We start from the raw sequence: 16,416 nt of genomic DNA, 5'->3' as shown, positions 1-16,416 counted from the left end.
AAATTATGTCCCTGCTGTTCCGATGGTCCGCCCACCTGCCGCTGGCGGTGCTGCACATGCTGGGTGCGCTACTGGGCTGGCTGGCTTACCTGGCATCGCCCACCTACCGCAAGCGTTTCAACGCGAACGTGGCCCAGGCCGGCATTGCCCCGCGCCAGGCCCGCCGCGCCATTGCCGAAGCGGGCAAGCTGGCCACTGAATTGCCCTGGCTGTGGCTGCGCCCGCGTGCCCAGAAGCTGCCCAAAATCCAATGGCAGGGCGTGGAGCACCTGGAGGCCGCGCTGGCCCTGGGCAAGGGCGTGGTCTTCATGACCCCGCACGTGGGCAGCTTCGAGGTGGTGCCCCAGGCCCACGCCGCCCGCTTCAGCGAAAAGTATGGCGCGATGACCATCCTCTACAAGCCGTCCAAGTTCGCCTGGCTCGATGACTTGCTCAAGGCCGCCCGCTCCGCGCCGGGGCTAGAGGCCGCGCCCACCACCACCGGCGGCGTGCGCATGATCCTCAAGTCGCTCAAGCAGGGCCGGGTGGTGGGCATGCTGCCCGACCAGGTACCGGGCGAAGGGCAGGGCGTGTGGGCTCCGTTTTTTGGCCGACCGGCCTACACCATGACCCTGGCCTTGCGCCTGGCCCGGCAAAGCGGTGCGCCGATGCTGGTAGCCTTGGGCGACCGTCTGCCCTGGGGGCGCGGCTACGTTATCCATGTGCACCCCCTGCATTTGCCGCTGGACCAGGGCGATGCGGTGGCCGCTGCGGCGCTGAACGCAGCCATGGAAGACCTGATCCGCCAACGCCCCGGCATGTACCTCTGGAGCTACGCGCGCTACAAGCAGCCGCGGCCAGAAGCGCGCCCCTGATTCCCGTTTTTGATTTGGATTTTTGATGCTGTCCCAAGGATTGATTGTGTTCATGCGCCTGCTGGCGCGCCTGCCGCTGGCCTGGGTGCGCGGCATGGGCTGGGTCCTGGGGATGCTGTTGTACGCGCTGCTTGGCGGTCGGCGGGCCATCGCCACCACCAACCTCACACTCTGCTTTCCAGAGCAGTCTGCGCAGGAACGGCGGGCGCTGGTGCGGCAAATCTTTGTGTATTTCACCCAGGCCTGGCTGGACCGGGGCTGGCTGTGGCACGGCGCGCCGGAGCGCACTTTGCAACGGCTCAAAATTGTGGGCGAGGTGGCGCAACTCAGCGGCGATGCGCCCACCGTGCTGTTTGTGCCGCACTTTGTGGGGCTGGACGCGGGGGCTACCGCCTTGTCGCAGCAGATTCCGCGCGACTTCAACACTATCTTTACCCCCCAAAGCAACCAGGTGATGGACGCGTGGATCGCCCAGGGCCGCCAGCGTTTTGGCAACGCCCGCCTGTTTGACCGCCGCCAAGGCGTGAAGGACATTGTCGCCTCGCTGCGCCAGGGCCAGCCGCTGTACCTGCTGCCCGACATGGACTTCGGGGCCAAGGACGCGTTTTTTGTGCTGTTTTACGGTGTGGCGGCCGCCACCGTGCCGTCCTTGTCGCGCTTCGCCCGGCTGGGCCGCGCCAAGGTGGTGCCGGTGCTGACCCGCATGACCGACTGGGGCTATGAAGTCGAAGTGCTGCCCGCCTGGGAAGACTTCCCCAGCGCGGATGCCGAAGCCGACACCGCCCTGATGAACCGCCGCCTGCAGGACTACATCGCCACCATGCCCGCGCAGTACTTCTGGGTCCATAAGCGATTCAAAACCCGGCCACCGGGCGCGCCCGAGGTGTATTGAGGTTTACTATGCTTTTAGGAGCATATGGCGCAGGTGGAATATGCGCTAGAGGCCTAAAAGGCCATTAATTTTCGTCGAGGTTCTCGGGCCCATCCAGATTCTCGGGCTCGTCGACCACCGGTGCGGTGTGCCTGGGAGCGGGGGCATCGGCGCCTTCGGGGTGCGCCCACTGCCACAGCAGCTGGCTGGCTTCGTCGATACCCTGCTTCTTTAACGCCGAGAACAGTTTGACCTCGCCGCCACCGGCCTGCAGGCGCGCGATTGACAAGGCCTTGGTGGCTTCTTCGCGGTTCAACTTGTCGGACTTGGTGAGCAAGATCAAAAACTTCAGGCCTTCGGCGACGCGGGGGCGCACGATGTCCAGCAAGATTTCGTCCAGCTCGGTCAGGCCGTGGCGCGGGTCGCACATCATCACGATGCCGACCAGGTTCTCGCGGGTTACCAAATAGTTGGCCATCACGCGCTGCCAGCGGATTTTGTCGGCCTTGGGCACGGCCGCGTAACCGTAGCCGGGCAAGTCGGCCAGCACTGCGTCGGTCACGCCCTGTTTGCCCAGGCTGAACAGGTTGATGTTCTGCGTGCGGCCGGGTTTTTTGGAGGCGTAGGCGAGCTGCTTTTGCTGCGTCAGGGTGTTGATGCAGGTGGATTTGCCCGCGTTGGAGCGGCCCACAAAGGCAATTTCAGGCACGGTCAGCGGGGGCAGATGGTGCAGTTGCGGCGCGGTGGTCAGGAACTTGGCCGTGTGCATCCAGCCCGAGGCGATGACCGCCGGGCTTTTGGCGGGCGGCAAGGACGTTCGGGGAAGCAAGGGCGCGCCGTCGGCTGCCGGGGGAGAGGTAGGAATCATGGAATCTTCGGAGGACAAAGCCCAGTGACTTGCTTCAGGGTCTGTAGCCCTGAGTGCAGGTGCTGCGCTCGTTGTGTTCAAGGGGTTCTCGTAAAGAGAACCGGGCCTGCATTGTAGAATCAACGGCTTGCGCGCCCCAGAATAGCCCCCAAAGTGCCCTAGAAGCGCCCCCGAAAAAGACAAATCGATAGGCCCCCTCGAATATGAAGCTACTTGTCTCTCTGTTGACCGCCGCCGCGCTGGTGAGCCCCTTTGTGTCGACTTTTGCCGCCGAGGAAAAGCCCGCTGCGCCTATGGCCGCCAAGCCCGATCTGGTCAAAGGCGAGGCCAGCTTTACCGCGGTGTGCGCAGCCTGCCACGGTGCCGACGGCAATTCGGGCATTGCCGCCAACCCCAAGTTGTCGCAGCAGCACCCCCAGTATTTGGTGAAGCAGCTGCAGGAATTCAAGTCCGGCAAGCGCAACAACGCCATCATGAAGGGTTTCGCCACCACCCTGAGCGATGACGACATGCGCAACATCGCCTACTGGGTCACGTCCAAGCCGATCAAACCCGGTTTTGCCAAAGACAAAGAGTTGGTGGCCTTGGGTGAACGCATTTACCGCGGTGGCATTGCCGACCGCCAAATCGCTGCCTGCGCAGGCTGCCACAGCCCCAACGGTGCTGGCATTCCGGCCCAGTACCCCCGCCTTGGCGGCCAGCATGCCGACTATGTGGCCGCGCAATTGACCACCTTCCGTGACGGTGGCCGTAAGAACAGCGTGCAAATGACCATGGTGGCTGCCAAGCTGAACGACCGCGAAATCAAGGCGGTGGCCGATTACATCGCTGGCCTGCATTGATCGCGGCCCGGCGCAGCGGTTTCTAGGGAACCAAGCGCCCTGTTGACACCCTAAAAAGGGCGGGCCATCCAGGATGGCCCGCCCTTTTTGATTCTTGTTATTGAAGTAGTGACTCCCCCATGTCTGTTAGCACCCACGGCGTTCGCGTCAAAACCCGCTCCCATGCCCTGCGCGCTGCAGTGGAGCTGTTTTCGTCGATGCGGTTTTCGATCTCGCTGCTGACCGTCATCTGCATCGCCTCGGTCATTGGCACGGTGCTCAAGCAGCAGGAGCCGCTGGTCAACTACGTCAACCAGTTCGGGCCGTTCTGGGCCCAGGTGTTTGCGGCGGCCAGTCTGACCACGGTGTACAGCGCCTGGTGGTTCATGCTGATTCTGGCGTTTTTGGTGCTCAGCACCTCGCTGTGCATTGCGCGCAGCACGCCCAAGATCTTGGCTGACTTCAAAATTTTTAAGGAAAACATCCGCGCCCAGAGCCTGAAAGCCTTTGCCCACCACGCCCAGGCCACGTTGGCCGAAGCACCCGAGGTGGCGGCCCGGCGCATCGGCCAGACCCTGGTCAGCGGCGGTTGGAAGGTCAAGCTGCAGCAGCGTGAAGGATCACAAGGTACGGGTTGGATGGTGGCCGCCAAGGCCGGTGCCGCCAACAAGCTCGGCTATATCGCCGCCCACAGCGCCATCGTGCTGATCTGCCTGGGCGGCCTGTTCGACGGCGACCTGGTGGTCAAGGCGCAGATGCTTCTCAACGGCAAGTCGGTCTACAAGGGCGGCGGGCTGATTGCCGATGTGCCCGCCGAATACCGCCTGGGCCCCAACAACCCGACCTTTCGCGGCAACATTTTGGTGGCCGAGGGGTCGCAGTCCAGCACCGCCATCCTGAACCAGGCCGAAGGCGTGGTGCTGCAAGACCTGCCGTTTGCCATCGAGCTGAAGAAATTCATCGTCGAGTACTACTCCACCGGCATGCCCAAGCTGTTTGCCAGCGAAATCGTCATCCACGACAAGGAAACCGGGGCTGCCATTCCGGCCCGGGTCGAGGTCAACCACCCTGCCAACTACAAGGGCGTGGAGATTTACCAGTCCAGTTTTGACGACGGCGGCTCCAAGGTGTCGTTACGGTCCATGCCCATGGGCGCGGCCACCAAACCGTTCGAGATCGAAGGCACCATTGGTGGCACGTCCCAGCTCACCCAGGGTGCCGGTGGCGACAAGCTCGCGTTGGAGTACACCGCCCTGCGTGTCATCAACGTAGAGAACTTCGGCTCCGACCCCACCGCCTCGGGCGCCGACGTGCGCGGTGTCGATCTGCGCCACGCCATCGACTCGCGCCTGGGCGCGGCCAACAAGACACAAACCCAGAAAGTGCTGCGCAACGTCGGCCCCAGCATCACCTACAAGCTGCGCGATGCCGCAGGTCAGGCCCGCGAATTCCACAATTACATGCTGCCGGTGGACACCGGAGACGGCGTGCCGGTCTACCTGCTGGGCATGCGCGAGAACCCGGCCGACACTTTCCGCTACCTGCGCATTCCCGTGGATGGCGAGGGCAGTATGGACAGCTTCACCCGCCTGCGCACCGCGCTGCTGGACCCGGCCCTGCGTGCCCAGGCGGTGCAGCGCTACGCCACCAAGGCGGTAGACCCGGCGCGGCCCGAGCTGGCGCAGCAACTCAGCGTGTCTGCCAACCGCGCCCTGACCCTGTTTGCCGGTGGCGAGCCTGGCAATAAGAGTGCCAAGGGCGGCTTGCAGGCGATTGCCGACTTCATCGAAGCCAATGTGCCCGAGGCCGAACGGGAAAAAGCCGGTTCGGTGCTGGTGCGCATCTTGAACGGCGTGCTGTTCGAGCTATTGCAAACCACCCAAACCCAGGCCGGGCTGCCGCCCCTGGAGCCTTCAGAAAAAACCCAGGGCTACATGACCCAGGCCGTGCTGGCCCTGAGCGATGTGCAGTTCTACCCCGCGCCCATGGCCTTTGGGCTGACCCATTTCACCCAGGTGCAGGCCAGCGTATTCCAGGTGGCCCGCGCACCCGGTAAGAAGGTGGTGTATCTTGGCTGTGCGTTCCTGATCCTGGGCGTGTTTGCGATGCTGTACATCCGCGAACGCCGTGTCTGGATCTGGCTCAGCCAGGGAAGTGGCGAGGGACAGGGCGGTACCGAAGCCAGCATGGCCTTGTCCACCAACCGCAAGACCATGGACGGCGACCGCGAATTTGACCACCTCAAAGACAAGTTGATTGGGGCGAAAGACTGATATGACCACCACTACCGTATCCACAAGTACCGCCACCACCATCCAGCTCAACGAGGCCTATTGGGGCCGCCGCAGCCCCTTCGACTGGCTGTTTGCCGCCCTGGTGGCGGCCGGCGGCCTGTTTGTGTTCAGCCGCTATATGGCCTACATGGACGTGTACGAAAAAGGCATCTTGGTGGCTGCTATGCCTGCAGCCATCTGGATCGGCTGGTTCTGGCGGCCTTTGCGGGTGCTGATGCTCACCGTGGCAGCGCTGTCGCTCTTGGCCATATGGTCCTACCAAAGCTACCAATGGGACGGCCAGGGCAGCCTGCCACGCTCGGAAACCGTGTTCTGGCTGAAGTACTTCTTGTCCAGCCAGTCGGCTATTTTGTGGATGAGTGTGCTGTTCTTCATGGCTACCATTTTTTACTGGCTGGGCATGGCCGCATCCGGCAGCAACAGCGCCAGCATGGAGTCCATCGGCTCGCGCATCACCTGGGCGGCAGTGACCATGGCCCTGGTGGGAACCATGGTGCGCTGGTACGAGAGCTACTTGATCGGGGCCGACGTAGGCCACATCCCGGTGAGCAATCTGTACGAAGTATTTGTGCTGTTTTGCTGGCTTACCTCTACCTTCTACCTGTATTTCGAAGCCCAGTACCGTACCCGTTCCATGGGCGCGATGGTGATGCTGGTGGTCAGCGCGGCGGTGGGCTTTTTGCTTTGGTACACCGTGGTGCGCGAGGCGCATGAAATTCAGCCGTTGGTACCGGCACTGAAGAGCTGGTGGATGAAGCTGCACGTGCCCGCCAACTTCATCGGCTACGGCACCTTTTCGCTGGCCGCCATGCTGGCCTTTGCCTACCTCATCAAGCAACAGGCCGCCGAGACCCGCTGGCACAAGCTCACCCCGCTGTGGCTGCTGGGCGTGGTGCTGTGTTTTATTCCGTTGGTGTTCCGTAAAACCACCTCGGACGCGGGCGGCAGCTACTGGGCCGGATACCTGCTGGTGTCAACCGCCATCATGGGCAGCATCCTGTGGGGCCGCAAGCGCATTGCCTCGCGCCTGCCGAGCCTGGAGGTGCTGGACGACGTGATGTACAAATCCATCGCCGTGGGCTTTGCTTTTTTCACCATCGCCACCGTGCTGGGTGCCCTGTGGGCGGCCGAGGCCTGGGGCGGCTACTGGAGCTGGGACCCGAAGGAAACCTGGGCGCTGATCGTTTGGCTGAACTACGCCGCCTGGTTGCACATGCGCCTGATGAAGGGCCTGCGCGGCACGGTAGCCGCCTGGTGGGCTCTGGCCGGGCTGGGCGTGACCAGCTTTGCCTTCCTCGGCGTGAACATGTTCCTGAGCGGCCTGCACAGCTACGGAACCTTGTAAGACTTTTGCTTCTCGGACGACTCATAGCTAAACCACAAGGATTTGCCCCATGTTGATCAAGACCCACTCCGACGGATTTCTCCACCCCATCCCTAGCGAGATCACGCCGCAGCGCGTGTACGCCGGGCGGCGCGATATGGTCAAGCTGATGGCCAGTGGCGTGGCCGGGGCGGCATTGGCCACCTGGGCGGGGCGCGAGGCGATGGCCGAAGGCTCTGGCAAGCTGGCCCCACTGGTGGGGGCCAAGTCGGCGGTGGCGGGGGCTACAGTGACGGAAAAAATCACGCCGTACAAAGATGCCAGCACCTACAACAATTTCTACGAATTTGGCACGGACAAGGCCGACCCGGCGCAAAACGCCCACACCCTGAAAACCACGCCATGGACGGTGGAGATCGAGGGCCTGGTCAAAAAGCCCGCCAAATACTCACTGGAAGACCTGCTCAAGCTCGCACCCATGGAAGAGCGCATCTACCGCCTGCGCTGCGTGGAGGGCTGGTCCATGGTGATTCCGTGGGTAGGCTATTCGCTCAGCGCGCTGATCAAGGCGGTGGAGCCCACCAGTGCGGCCAAGTTTGTCGAATTCGTCACCCTGGCCGACCCCAAGACCATGCCCTTTGTAGGCTCCCGCGTGCTGCAGTGGCCTTACGTGGAAGGCCTGCGCATGGACGAAGCCATGCACCCGCTGGCGCTGCTGACCTTCGGCATGTACGGCGAAGTGCTGCCCAACCAGAGCGGCGCGCCGGTGCGCATGGTGTTGCCCTGGAAGTACGGCTTCAAAAGCGGCAAGAGCATTGTCAAGATCCGCTTCACCGACAAGCAGCCCGCCACCGCCTGGAACAAGGCTGCCGCCAATGAGTACGGCTTTTATTCCAACGTCAACCCCGACGTGGACCACCCGCGCTGGAGCCAGGCCACCGAGCGCCGCATTGGCGAAGACGGCCTGTTCGCCAAGAAGCGTAAAACCCTGATGTTCAACGGCTACGAAGCCCAGGTCGGTCAGCTCTACGCCGGGCTGGACCTGCAGAAAAACTTCTAAAACGCTTGCGGGACAGACCGTAGCGAAGCGAAGCTCTGTCCCCAACCAATAAAAAGCCATGAAAAAGCTCTTGCTCCACCCCGCCGCCAAGCCGGTGGTCTTTCTGTTGTGCCTGCTGCCTTTTTTGTGGCTGGCTTGGAACGTCTTCCAGGCGCAGTTGGGCCATGCCAACACACTGGGGGCCAACCCCGCCGAGCACCTGATCCGCGCCACCGGCGACTGGACACTGCGCTTCATCTGCATCGTGCTGGCCGTCACGCCGCTGCGCACCATCACCAACACCCCCGGCCTGGCGCGCTTTCGGCGCATGTTTGGGCTGTACGTGTACTTCTACGTGGTGGTCCACCTGCTGAGTTACAGCGGCTTTGACATGGGTTTTGACGTGGGCGACATTGCCCACGACATCGCCAAGCGGCCCTTCATTCTGGTGGGTTTCCTGGCCTTTGTGCTGCTCACCCCACTGGCTGCCACCTCGTTCAACCGCGCCATCAAGGCCATGGGCGCCAAGCGCTGGCAGACCCTGCACAAGCTGGTGTACGGCATTGCCGGGCTGGGCATCCTGCACTTTTTCTGGATGCGGGCGGGCAAGAACAACTTCGCCGAGGTGGCGGTGTACGCCGCCGTCATCGCCGTGTTGCTGGGCTGGCGCGTCGCCCAGTATTTAAAGAAAAAAGGGCTGCAGCGCTCACCCACTCAGCGCATACAGCTATAAAAATCAGAGTGTGGGGGTGCCCCGCCGCACAAACCGCCCCGCCCGCACCCCGGTGGCCCGGTCCTGGGCGGTGTAGCTGAGGACCCCGTTCACCCACACCTGCTCAATCCCGGCGCTGTACTGCACGGGGTTTTCAAAGGTGGCCAGGTCGCGTACGGCTTGCGGATCGAACACCACCAGATCGGCGAAATGCCCCACTTGCAATGTTCCTCGCTCGGCCAGCCGGAACTGCCGCGCCGACAGGCCGGTCATCTTGTGGACCGCCTGCTCCAGTTCCAATACGCCTTTTTCCCGCCAGTAGCGGGCCAGCACGCGGGGAAAAGCGCCCCACAGCCGGGGGTGCGGGCGCTCATCGTGCGGCAGGCCGTCGGAGCCGATCATGGACAACGGGTGGGCAATGACCCGCTCCACATCGTCTTCGCGCATTTGAAAGTAGCAGGCCCCGCCCGGTTTTAGGCGAATGCAGGCTTCCTGCTGCGACACGCCCCAGTGTTGGGCGATGGCGGCCAGGTAGCGCCCGGCCATCTCGGGGTGTGGCTGGCTGCCGGTAATGAGGATGTCGATTACGCCGTCCACGAGGTCTTCGCGCAGCACGGTGGAGCCCGCGGTATAGGGGTACACGTCCATGGCAATCTCTTGTGCCTCGGCCAGCTGGGCGATCAGCGGCAGGGTCTCCCGCGTGCGGCCCCAGTTGGCCGGGCCGGCGCATTTGTGGTGCGACAGCACCAGCGGCAAACCGGCCTGACGCGCCGTCAGCGCGGCCTCTTGCAGAGCCGGCAAGATGCCCGCCAGCTCGTCGCGGATGTGGGTGGCGTAAATGCCGCCTGCACGTGCCGCCACGCTGGCCAAGGCGATCAGCTCGGCGGTATCGGCCGCAAAAGCCTCGCGGTAGAACACGCCGCTGGAGAGGCCCAGGCCGCCTGCGTCCATGGCCTCTTGCATGTCCTGCGCCATGGCGGCCAGCTCCTGCGGCAGGGCGGGGCGGTCGAGTTGCACCATGTGGCGCATGCGCAAGGCAGTGTGGCCCAGCAGCGCTGCCACGTTGACACCGGGCTGAGCGGCATCCACCGCAGCGGCGTAGGCCGCCATGCTGCCAAAACGAAACTGGTGCCGGCCCAGTAGCGACAAGGGCGCTTCGGGGGCCTGGGACACCACCGGCACCAGCGAGATGCCGCAGTTGCCGGTCACTACGGTGGTGATGCCTTGCGACAGCTTGCTCAGCATGTCCGGGTGGTCGAGGGCGGCGGCATCGTCGTGGGTGTGTACGTCGATAAAGCCCGGGGCGATGACTTTGCCGCTGCAATCTACCGCGACCGCGCCGACAGCATCCAGCGTGCCTGGTGGCCCCATGGCGGCGATGCGCTCGCCTTGCAGCAGCACGTCGCCGCGCCAGCCGGGAGTGTTGCGGCCATCGACGACCAGGCCGTTCTGGAGCAGGGTGGCGTGCATCTCAAAGCCCTTCTTCGGATGCGGCAGAGTCGGTGAAACCGGCGTATTCGGCGCTGTCAAAGCCATGTTTGTGCAGCAATTGCTTGAACTGTTGCAAGCCGTGGGCCACCTGGGGCCCGAGTTGCTGGGCCAGCCGCACCATCACGATTTCAATCAGCAGCAGGTGCGCCAGATAGGCCTCGGTGCCGACGCGCATCACCGCATCGGGTGGCACGGAGACGGCCAGCACCAGGTCAGCGATCTTCGCCAGGGGCGTGTCCGGCTGGGTCAGGGCCACCACCGTGGCCCCCTGGGCGCGGGCGAACTTGGCGGCTTCTAGCGTGTAGGGCATGCGGCCGACGTGCGAGATCACAAACGCCACGCCGTCCGGCCCCAGCGTGCTGGCGGATACCAGTTGCTGGTGGGCATCAAAAATTGCATTCGCCGTGCGGCCCAGGCGGAACAAACGGCTTTGCAGCTCGCTGGCCATGAAGCTGGATGCGGCCCCGACGGCATAGCAGTCGATGCGCCGGGCCTGGGCCAGGCGTGTGGCCACCCGCTCCACCATGTCGGTGTCCATGCGGCGGCCCAGGTCGGTCAGCGATGCCACGGCGGCCTGGATGATCTTGGCCGACACCTGCTGGGCCGAGTCGCCGGTCAGCACGCTGCGGTGCAGTGGCGAGCCCGACACCGCAAGGTCTTGCGCCAGGGCCAGCATGAATTCGCGCACCGTCTCAAAGCCAAAGCTGCGGCAGGTGCGCACCACCGTGGGCATGGACACCTGTGCGGTCTGCGCCAGCAGCTCGACGGTGGCTCCGGCAGCGCTACCCGGGTCTTGCAACATACATTCCACCACCTTGCGCTGGGCGGTGGCCAGACTGGGCAGGCGCTCACGTAGTTGCAGCAGCAGGCCTTGGGACAGGGCCTTGGTGGCGGTACCGTTGGGTAAGGATTCGTTCATAGGCGGGACTTCAAAACTGGGTGTGAATGGCACCGCTGACGGCACCGTCGTCTTCCACCACGGCCAGCCAGCGCCATTTGTCGAAGGTGGTGCAGGGGTGGGAAATACCCAGCACCACGCGGTCGCCCACCTGGGGCACCACACCGGCTGGATAAAAGCGCAGGTAGGCGTGCTGGTCGTTCAGTGCGCTGACGTGCCAATCCGCGGGGGTTACTATGGTTTTCGTAGCGCCTCGTGCAGCGTACATATGCGGTAGCGGCATTTCCAGGTCATAAGAAATGTCGCGGCGGCCGCAGGTTAGCAGGGCCAGGCCGGGTTCGGGCACGGACTGCACCAGCGTCCACACCGACAATGCGGCGCGCAAGGAGCTGTCCAGCCCCTCACGCTGCTCCAGCTGCTTCAAAAATCGGGCGTAGTTGCCGTGGTCGTGGGTGATGTAGCAGCCCGAGCGCAGCACGCCTTGCAGCGGACGTGACAGGCCTTGCGTGCGCAGCAGCGGCAGCACCAAGTCAAACACGGCCGAGCCCCCGGCGGTGACCAGCAGCTCGTCGCCTGCCAACAGGTTGTCGGCATCCACGGCCCGCACCACCTCGGTAACGCGACGCAATAGGGCCGTCACTTCCCGGGCATCGTGCGCGCTGTCGCAGCGGGCCACGCCGCCTTCGTAGCATTCGATGCCGCCCAGGCGCACCGCCGGGGACGCGGCCAGCGCCCGGGCCAGGGCCATCGCTTCCATCAGCGTGCGGCAGCCGGTGCGCTGGCCGGGAATGCCCATTTCCAGCAGCACATCGAAGGGTATGGTGGCGGTGCGCTTGTGCGCCCAGTCTTCGATCAATCCCAGCTGCGCCAGCGAATCCACCAGAAACCAGACTTTGAGATCCGCGTGCCGGGCCAACAATGCGGCCAGCGCATCAAAGTCGGCATCGCACACCACCTGGTTGCAGAGGATGATGCGGCGCGCTCCGGCGGCCACCCCTACGCGGGCCTGGTAGACCGTGGCGAAGCTCAGGCCCCAGGCACCAGCCGCCAGTTGCTGGGTAAACAGCTCGGGCGACATGGTGGTCTTGCCGTGCGGGGCCAGCGCCACGCCTTTGCGTTCGGCGTAGGCCTGCATCCAGGCGATGTTGTGCGCCAGCGCGGAGCGGTTGACCACGGCCAGCGGAAACGCCAAGTCGTTGGCGAACAGGTTCCATCCCTGCCGGGCCAGGGTATCACTCTGCAAAGGCGCAGCGGTGGGCGGGAAGCTCTTAAAGCTGCAGTCGAGGGTGAAGGTCATAGGGTGGATACAGGGGTTAGGTCGGTGCGCCAGCAGGCCGTCCAGTGGTCGGGTTGCACCTCGCGCAGCGGGGTGTCGTGGCTGGTGCAGGCCTCGATCGCCTGCGGGCAGCGGGTACGGAACACGCAGCCCGAGGGCGGGTTGGCCGGGCTGGGCAGGTCACCGGTTAGCAGCGGAATGGTACGGCGTTGGGTCGGGTCGGGAACCGGGGCGGCGGCTAGCAGGGCCTGGGTGTAGGGGTGCTGGGCGTTGGCGTACAGCGCGTGGGTGGGGGCGATTTCCATCACCCGGCCCAGGTAGAGCACCACCACGCGGTCGCACAGGTACTCCACCACGTCCAGATCGTGCGAGATGAACAGCAAGGTCAGGCCCAGTTGCGCTTTCAATTCGCCCAGCAGGTTCACCACCTGGGCCTGGATGGACACGTCCAGCGCCGACAGCGGCTCGTCGGCCACGACGAAGCGCGGCTCTACCGCCAGTGCGCGGGCAATGCCGATGCGCTGGCGCTGGCCACCTGAGAATTCGTGCGGAAAGCGCTCGGCGTGCTCAGGCCGCAGCCCCACCTGTTCCAGCAGGGCGTGGATGCGTGGCAGGTGTGCCGCGCCCTGGGCCAGGCCGTGCGTGTCCAGCGCCTCGGCCAGCACCTGGCGGATACGCATGCGCGGGTTCAGGCTGGCGTAGGGGTCCTGGAAAATGATCTGGATCTGGGAACGCAAGGGCCGGTATTGGGCTTGCGACAGACGGGCCAGATCGACGGGCTGGCTGCCATTTGCTGCATGGCCGCTGTACAGCATCTGGCCCGCCGTAGGTTCGACCAGGCGCGTCAGCAGGCGGCCAATGGTGCTTTTGCCCGAGCCGGATTCGCCCACCAGCCCGAGGGTTTCGCCTCGGCGGATGGCAAAGCTCACGCCGTCCACGGCCTTGACCGGGTGGCTGCCGCTGCCGAAATATTTGCTCAGGCCGGTGATTTCGACCAGGTTGTCGGCGGATGTCATGCGGCCTCCTGGAGGGGGGCGGTCACTGCGATGCAGCGCACCCTGCGGCGTTCACCGTGGGCTGTTAACGCGGGCATCTGGCTGTCACACCCGGCCATGCGCTGGGCGCAGCGGGGTGCAAACGCGCAGCCGGGCGGGGGCGCCAAGGGGCTTGACACCTGGCCCGGAATAGCGACCAGTTTGGGACGCTGCCCTGCCACCATGCCCCCGGCCCGCTGCCGCGCCACACCGGGCAGGCAGGCCAGCAGGCCCCGAGTGTAGGGGTGCTCGGGTTGCGCAAACAAGGCGTGGACGCTGGCGGCTTCGACGATGCGGCCCGCGTACATCACGGCCACGGTATCGGCGTACTGCGCCACCACGCCCAGGTTGTGGGTGATGAACAAAATGCTCATACCCGTCTCTTTTTGCAGCCGGCCCATCAGCGCCAGAATTTGCGCCTGGATGGTCACGTCCAGCGCGGTGGTGGGCTCGTCGGCGATCAGCAGCGTGGGGCTGCAGGCCATGGCCAGGGCGATCATCACGCGTTGGCGCATGCCGCCCGACAGCTGGTGCGGGTATTCAAACAGGCGGCGGGCGGCGGCGGGTATTTCCACCAGCTCCAGCATGCGCAGTGCGTGGGCCAGGGCCGCACGGCGGTCCAGCTGCAGGTGCAGGCGGGCCGATTCGGCGATCTGCTCGCCCACGGTCAGCACCGGGTTCAGGCTGGTCATGGGCTCCTGGAACACCATCGCCATCTCGTTGCCGCGCAGGGCGCGTTTGCCATCCTCGTCCAGCGCCAGCAGGTTGACGCGATGGCCGTCGCGGCGCACAAACCAAGCTTCGCCCTCCATGCGGGCTTGTGAAGTTTTGGCGTGCAAGCCCATCAGCGACAGGCTGGTGACCGATTTGCCGGAGCCGGATTCGCCCACCAGGGCCAGGGTTTCGCCGGGGGCGATGGTGAAAGAGACGTCGGCCACGCTTTGGATGCGCCCGGCATCGGTGGCAAACGAGGTGGACAGGCCTTTGACTTCGAGACGCGGCGCGAGCGCTGTCGCCGCGCCGGGCCGCGCAGTACCTGCGTTATCGGCTGCCGCCGATCCCGGGGCAGTGACAAGCGTGGGGGCGATATTCATCATGTTGTTTTCTTTAACTTCGGGTCGAGCAAATCCCGCACGCCATCGCCCAGCATTTGCAGCGAGAGAGCCGTCAACACAATCGCCAGGCCGGGGCACAGAATGGTCCAGAACGCGCGGTCGGCATGCTCCAGGCTACCCGCAATCATCGTGCCCCAGGTGGGGATGTCAGGCGGCACGCCCACGCCCAGAAAGGACAAGCCGGCCTCCGCCAGAATCGCATAGGCGAAGATGAAGGTGACCTGCACCAGGATGGGCGACATCAGATTGGGCAGGATGTGCGACCACAGAATGCGCGGCGTGCGCACGCCCAGGGCGCGGGCGGCATCCACGAACAGCAGCTCGCGCAGTACCAGGGTGGCGGCGCGCACCACCCGGGCCACCCGCGGGGTGTAGACGATGACTAGCGCCAGCATCACGTTCCACAGCGACACGCCCAGGATCGACACCAGGGCAATGCCCAGCAAGATGTCGGGGAAGGACATCATGGCGTCCACTAGGCGCATCAGCGGCGCGTCCAGCCGCTGGAAGAAGCCCGCCAGAATGCCCATCAACGTGCCCAGCGCCACCGCCCCGAAGGCGGTGACAAAACCAATCAGCAATGAGTAGCGTGCGCCATGGACGATGCGCAACAGCACGTCGCGGCCCAGCTCGTCAGTGCCCGCCCAATGCGCGCCACTCGGAGCCAGCAAGCGCTCGGTTACCGTAATCGCGTTCGGATCGGCATCCGACACCCAGGGGAAGACGGTGGCGATGAGCACGATAGCTGCCAGGGCAAGCGCCGCCAGCAACACCACTTTACGGGCAAAAAGACGGTGTAGCGTAGGCTGCATCTTCGTAAGTAGCTCTGAAAAAAATAGCATTAAGCGGCTCCCAAACGGATGCGGGGATCGACCAGGGTGTAGAGCAGGTCGATCACCAGATTGATCACCACATAAATGCCCGCAATCACCAGCAGCGTGCCCTGGATGACGGGATAATCGCGCCGCAACACCGCGCGCACCACCAGGTTGCCCACGCCGGGCAGGTTGAATACCGTCTCGGTGACGACCGTGCCGCCAATCATCAGCGCCACCGTCAGGCCCAGCACGGTGATGATGGGCACTAGCGCGTTGCGCAGCACGTGCTTGACCATGATGACCCGCTCGGGCAGGCCTTTGGCACGGGCGGTGCGTACAAAGTCTTCGCCCAGAATATCCAGCATCGAGGCGCGGGTGAAGCGGATGATGAGCGCCGAATTCAGCAGCCCCAGTACCATGGCGGGCAGTACCAGGTGGTACAGCCGCTGGGCTAGCGGCATGCCGGGGTCGCCATAGCCCGAGGCCGGAAACCAACCCAGGTGCACGGCAAAGAACTGGATCAGGATCAGCCCCATCCAGAAGCTGGGCACGCTGGCCCCCAGCATGGCGATGCCGCTCAAACCCTGGTCGGCCGCGCTACCGCGCCAGATGGCCGCCGCCATGCCGCAGGGCACGCCGATCAGCGCCGCAATGGCCACCGCAAACAGGGCCAGAAACAGCGTGGGCTCGGCCCGCTCCAGCAGCGCCTGCGCCACCGGCCGCTGCAAAAACAGCGACTGGCCGAGGTTGCCGTGCAGCAGCTCGCCCACCCACAGTACAAACTGCGTGGGCAGGGGCTTATCCAGCCCGTACTGGACCCGCGCCTGAGCGATGTCTTCCACCGTGGCCTGGTCGCCTAGCAGCAGTGCCACCGGGTCGCCCGAGGCCAGGCGGGTCAGCAGGAACACCAGTACGGCGACGATGGCCAGCACCACCATGGCACCGGCGAGACGTTGGAGCAAAAAGCGCATTATTTAAATCCTTTTACCCTGGTTGACTGG

Annotated in this window: 15 protein-coding genes; 7 read left to right on the top strand and 8 right to left on the bottom strand. The window is 64.5% G+C overall.

Translation table 11 applies throughout. The annotated features are described in order from the left end of the window. Positions 1 to 5 precede the first annotated feature (5 nt). Together AC097L_RS20385 and AC097L_RS20380 are read left to right on the top strand one after the other, a co-directional pair. Positions 6 to 854, top strand: a complete 849-nt coding sequence (locus AC097L_RS20385; RefSeq protein WP_479588548.1) for a lysophospholipid acyltransferase family protein — start codon at positions 6 to 8, stop codon at positions 852 to 854. A gap of 25 nt (positions 855 to 879) precedes the next feature. After that, the gene (locus AC097L_RS20380; RefSeq protein ID WP_479588547.1) at positions 880 to 1,746 is read left to right on the top strand and encodes a lysophospholipid acyltransferase family protein; all 867 of its coding nucleotides are present in this window, start codon (positions 880 to 882) and stop codon (positions 1,744 to 1,746) included. A gap of 64 nt (positions 1,747 to 1,810) precedes the next feature. On the opposite strand, the gene yihA is transcribed toward AC097L_RS20380, so the two are convergent. Then, positions 1,811 to 2,593, bottom strand: a complete 783-nt coding sequence (gene yihA / locus AC097L_RS20375; protein ID WP_479588546.1) for a ribosome biogenesis GTP-binding protein YihA/YsxC — start codon at positions 2,591 to 2,593, stop codon at positions 1,811 to 1,813. Positions 2,594 to 2,796: 203 nt separating this feature from the next. Here yihA and AC097L_RS20370 point away from each other — a divergent pair, with 203 nt between their 5' ends. The 5 genes from AC097L_RS20370 to AC097L_RS20350 all read left to right on the top strand — a co-directional run bounded on the left by AC097L_RS20370 (position 2,797) and on the right by AC097L_RS20350 (position 8,804). Continuing rightward, positions 2,797 to 3,435: a c-type cytochrome gene (locus AC097L_RS20370; protein WP_479588545.1), complete on the top strand. Its 639-nt coding sequence runs from the start codon at positions 2,797 to 2,799 to the stop codon at positions 3,433 to 3,435. A 119-nt stretch (positions 3,436 to 3,554) separates the two neighbouring features. Beyond that, positions 3,555 to 5,687: a cytochrome c biogenesis protein ResB gene (locus tag AC097L_RS20365; protein ID WP_479588544.1), complete on the top strand. Its 2,133-nt coding sequence runs from the start codon at positions 3,555 to 3,557 to the stop codon at positions 5,685 to 5,687. Position 5,688: 1 nt separating this feature from the next. Beyond that, a complete protein-coding gene (gene ccsB / locus AC097L_RS20360) occupies positions 5,689 to 7,053 on the top strand; it encodes a c-type cytochrome biogenesis protein CcsB (protein ID WP_479588543.1) in 1,365 nt (454 codons plus the stop codon). A 49-nt stretch (positions 7,054 to 7,102) separates the two neighbouring features. Next, a complete protein-coding gene (msrP, locus tag AC097L_RS20355; protein ID WP_479588542.1) occupies positions 7,103 to 8,092 on the top strand; it encodes a protein-methionine-sulfoxide reductase catalytic subunit MsrP in 990 nt (329 codons plus the stop codon). Positions 8,093 to 8,150: 58 nt separating this feature from the next. Beyond that, entirely contained in the window at positions 8,151 to 8,804 is a 654-nt protein-coding gene (locus AC097L_RS20350; protein ID WP_479588541.1) for a protein-methionine-sulfoxide reductase heme-binding subunit MsrQ, read from the top strand. A gap of 3 nt (positions 8,805 to 8,807) precedes the next feature. Here the strand turns inward: AC097L_RS20350 and AC097L_RS20345 are convergent, their stop codons facing one another. The 7 genes from AC097L_RS20345 to AC097L_RS20315 are packed head-to-tail and all read right to left on the bottom strand — an operon-like array spanning position 8,808 to position 16,389. Next, the gene (locus tag AC097L_RS20345; protein ID WP_479588540.1) at positions 8,808 to 10,253 is read right to left on the bottom strand and encodes an N-acyl-D-amino-acid deacylase family protein; all 1,446 of its coding nucleotides are present in this window, start codon (positions 10,251 to 10,253) and stop codon (positions 8,808 to 8,810) included. Between the two features lies 1 nt (position 10,254). Further along, positions 10,255 to 11,193 (bottom strand): MurR/RpiR family transcriptional regulator, encoded by a 939-nt coding sequence (locus AC097L_RS20340; RefSeq protein ID WP_479588539.1) that lies wholly within the window; start codon positions 11,191 to 11,193, stop codon positions 10,255 to 10,257. A 10-nt stretch (positions 11,194 to 11,203) separates the two neighbouring features. Beyond that, complete coding sequence (locus AC097L_RS20335; protein ID WP_479588538.1) at positions 11,204 to 12,469, bottom strand: alanine racemase; 1,266 nt, start codon at positions 12,467 to 12,469, stop codon at positions 11,204 to 11,206. Beyond that, a complete protein-coding gene (locus AC097L_RS20330; protein WP_479588537.1) occupies positions 12,466 to 13,464 on the bottom strand; it encodes an ABC transporter ATP-binding protein in 999 nt (332 codons plus the stop codon). The genes AC097L_RS20335 and AC097L_RS20330 overlap by 4 nt, the downstream gene beginning before the upstream one ends. After that, positions 13,461 to 14,579: an ABC transporter ATP-binding protein gene (locus tag AC097L_RS20325; protein ID WP_479588536.1), complete on the bottom strand. Its 1,119-nt coding sequence runs from the start codon at positions 14,577 to 14,579 to the stop codon at positions 13,461 to 13,463. The genes AC097L_RS20330 and AC097L_RS20325 overlap by 4 nt, the downstream gene beginning before the upstream one ends. After that, on the bottom strand, positions 14,576 to 15,409 hold the full coding sequence (locus tag AC097L_RS20320; protein ID WP_479588535.1) for an ABC transporter permease: 834 nt from the start codon (positions 15,407 to 15,409) through the stop codon (positions 14,576 to 14,578). The genes AC097L_RS20325 and AC097L_RS20320 overlap by 4 nt, the downstream gene beginning before the upstream one ends. A gap of 29 nt (positions 15,410 to 15,438) precedes the next feature. Next, on the bottom strand, positions 15,439 to 16,389 hold the full coding sequence (locus tag AC097L_RS20315) for an ABC transporter permease (RefSeq protein ID WP_479588559.1): 951 nt from the start codon (positions 16,387 to 16,389) through the stop codon (positions 15,439 to 15,441). Positions 16,390 to 16,416: the final 27 nt, after the last annotated feature.

It is taken from the genome of Rhodoferax sp. RT5P35 (genome assembly GCF_056521385.1).
Note: the sequence above shows the minus strand (reverse complement) of the source record. Positions and strands in the feature narration are given on the sequence as shown.

Bases quoted from the DNA above. Each gene is read 5' to 3' on its own strand.
- ccsB (WP_479588543.1), top strand. From the start codon at position 5,689: ATGACCACCACTACCGTATCCACAAGTACCGCCACCACCATCCAGCTC.
- AC097L_RS20340 (WP_479588539.1), bottom strand. From the start codon at position 11,193: ATGAACGAATCCTTACCCAACGGTACCGCCACCAAGGCCCTGTCCCAA.
- AC097L_RS20330 (WP_479588537.1), bottom strand. From the start codon at position 13,464: ATGACATCCGCCGACAACCTGGTCGAAATCACCGGCCTGAGCAAATAT.
- msrP (WP_479588542.1), top strand. From the start codon at position 7,103: ATGTTGATCAAGACCCACTCCGACGGATTTCTCCACCCCATCCCTAGC.
- AC097L_RS20320 (WP_479588535.1), bottom strand. From the start codon at position 15,409: ATGCAGCCTACGCTACACCGTCTTTTTGCCCGTAAAGTGGTGTTGCTG.
- AC097L_RS20370 (WP_479588545.1), top strand. From the start codon at position 2,797: ATGAAGCTACTTGTCTCTCTGTTGACCGCCGCCGCGCTGGTGAGCCCC.
- AC097L_RS20335 (WP_479588538.1), bottom strand. From the start codon at position 12,469: ATGACCTTCACCCTCGACTGCAGCTTTAAGAGCTTCCCGCCCACCGCT.
- AC097L_RS20325 (WP_479588536.1), bottom strand. From the start codon at position 14,579: ATGATGAATATCGCCCCCACGCTTGTCACTGCCCCGGGATCGGCGGCA.
- AC097L_RS20350 (WP_479588541.1), top strand. From the start codon at position 8,151: ATGAAAAAGCTCTTGCTCCACCCCGCCGCCAAGCCGGTGGTCTTTCTG.
- AC097L_RS20385 (WP_479588548.1), top strand. From the start codon at position 6: ATGTCCCTGCTGTTCCGATGGTCCGCCCACCTGCCGCTGGCGGTGCTG.
- AC097L_RS20345 (WP_479588540.1), bottom strand. From the start codon at position 10,253: ATGCACGCCACCCTGCTCCAGAACGGCCTGGTCGTCGATGGCCGCAAC.
- AC097L_RS20380 (WP_479588547.1), top strand. From the start codon at position 880: ATGCTGTCCCAAGGATTGATTGTGTTCATGCGCCTGCTGGCGCGCCTG.
- yihA (WP_479588546.1), bottom strand. From the start codon at position 2,593: ATGATTCCTACCTCTCCCCCGGCAGCCGACGGCGCGCCCTTGCTTCCC.
- AC097L_RS20365 (WP_479588544.1), top strand. From the start codon at position 3,555: ATGTCTGTTAGCACCCACGGCGTTCGCGTCAAAACCCGCTCCCATGCC.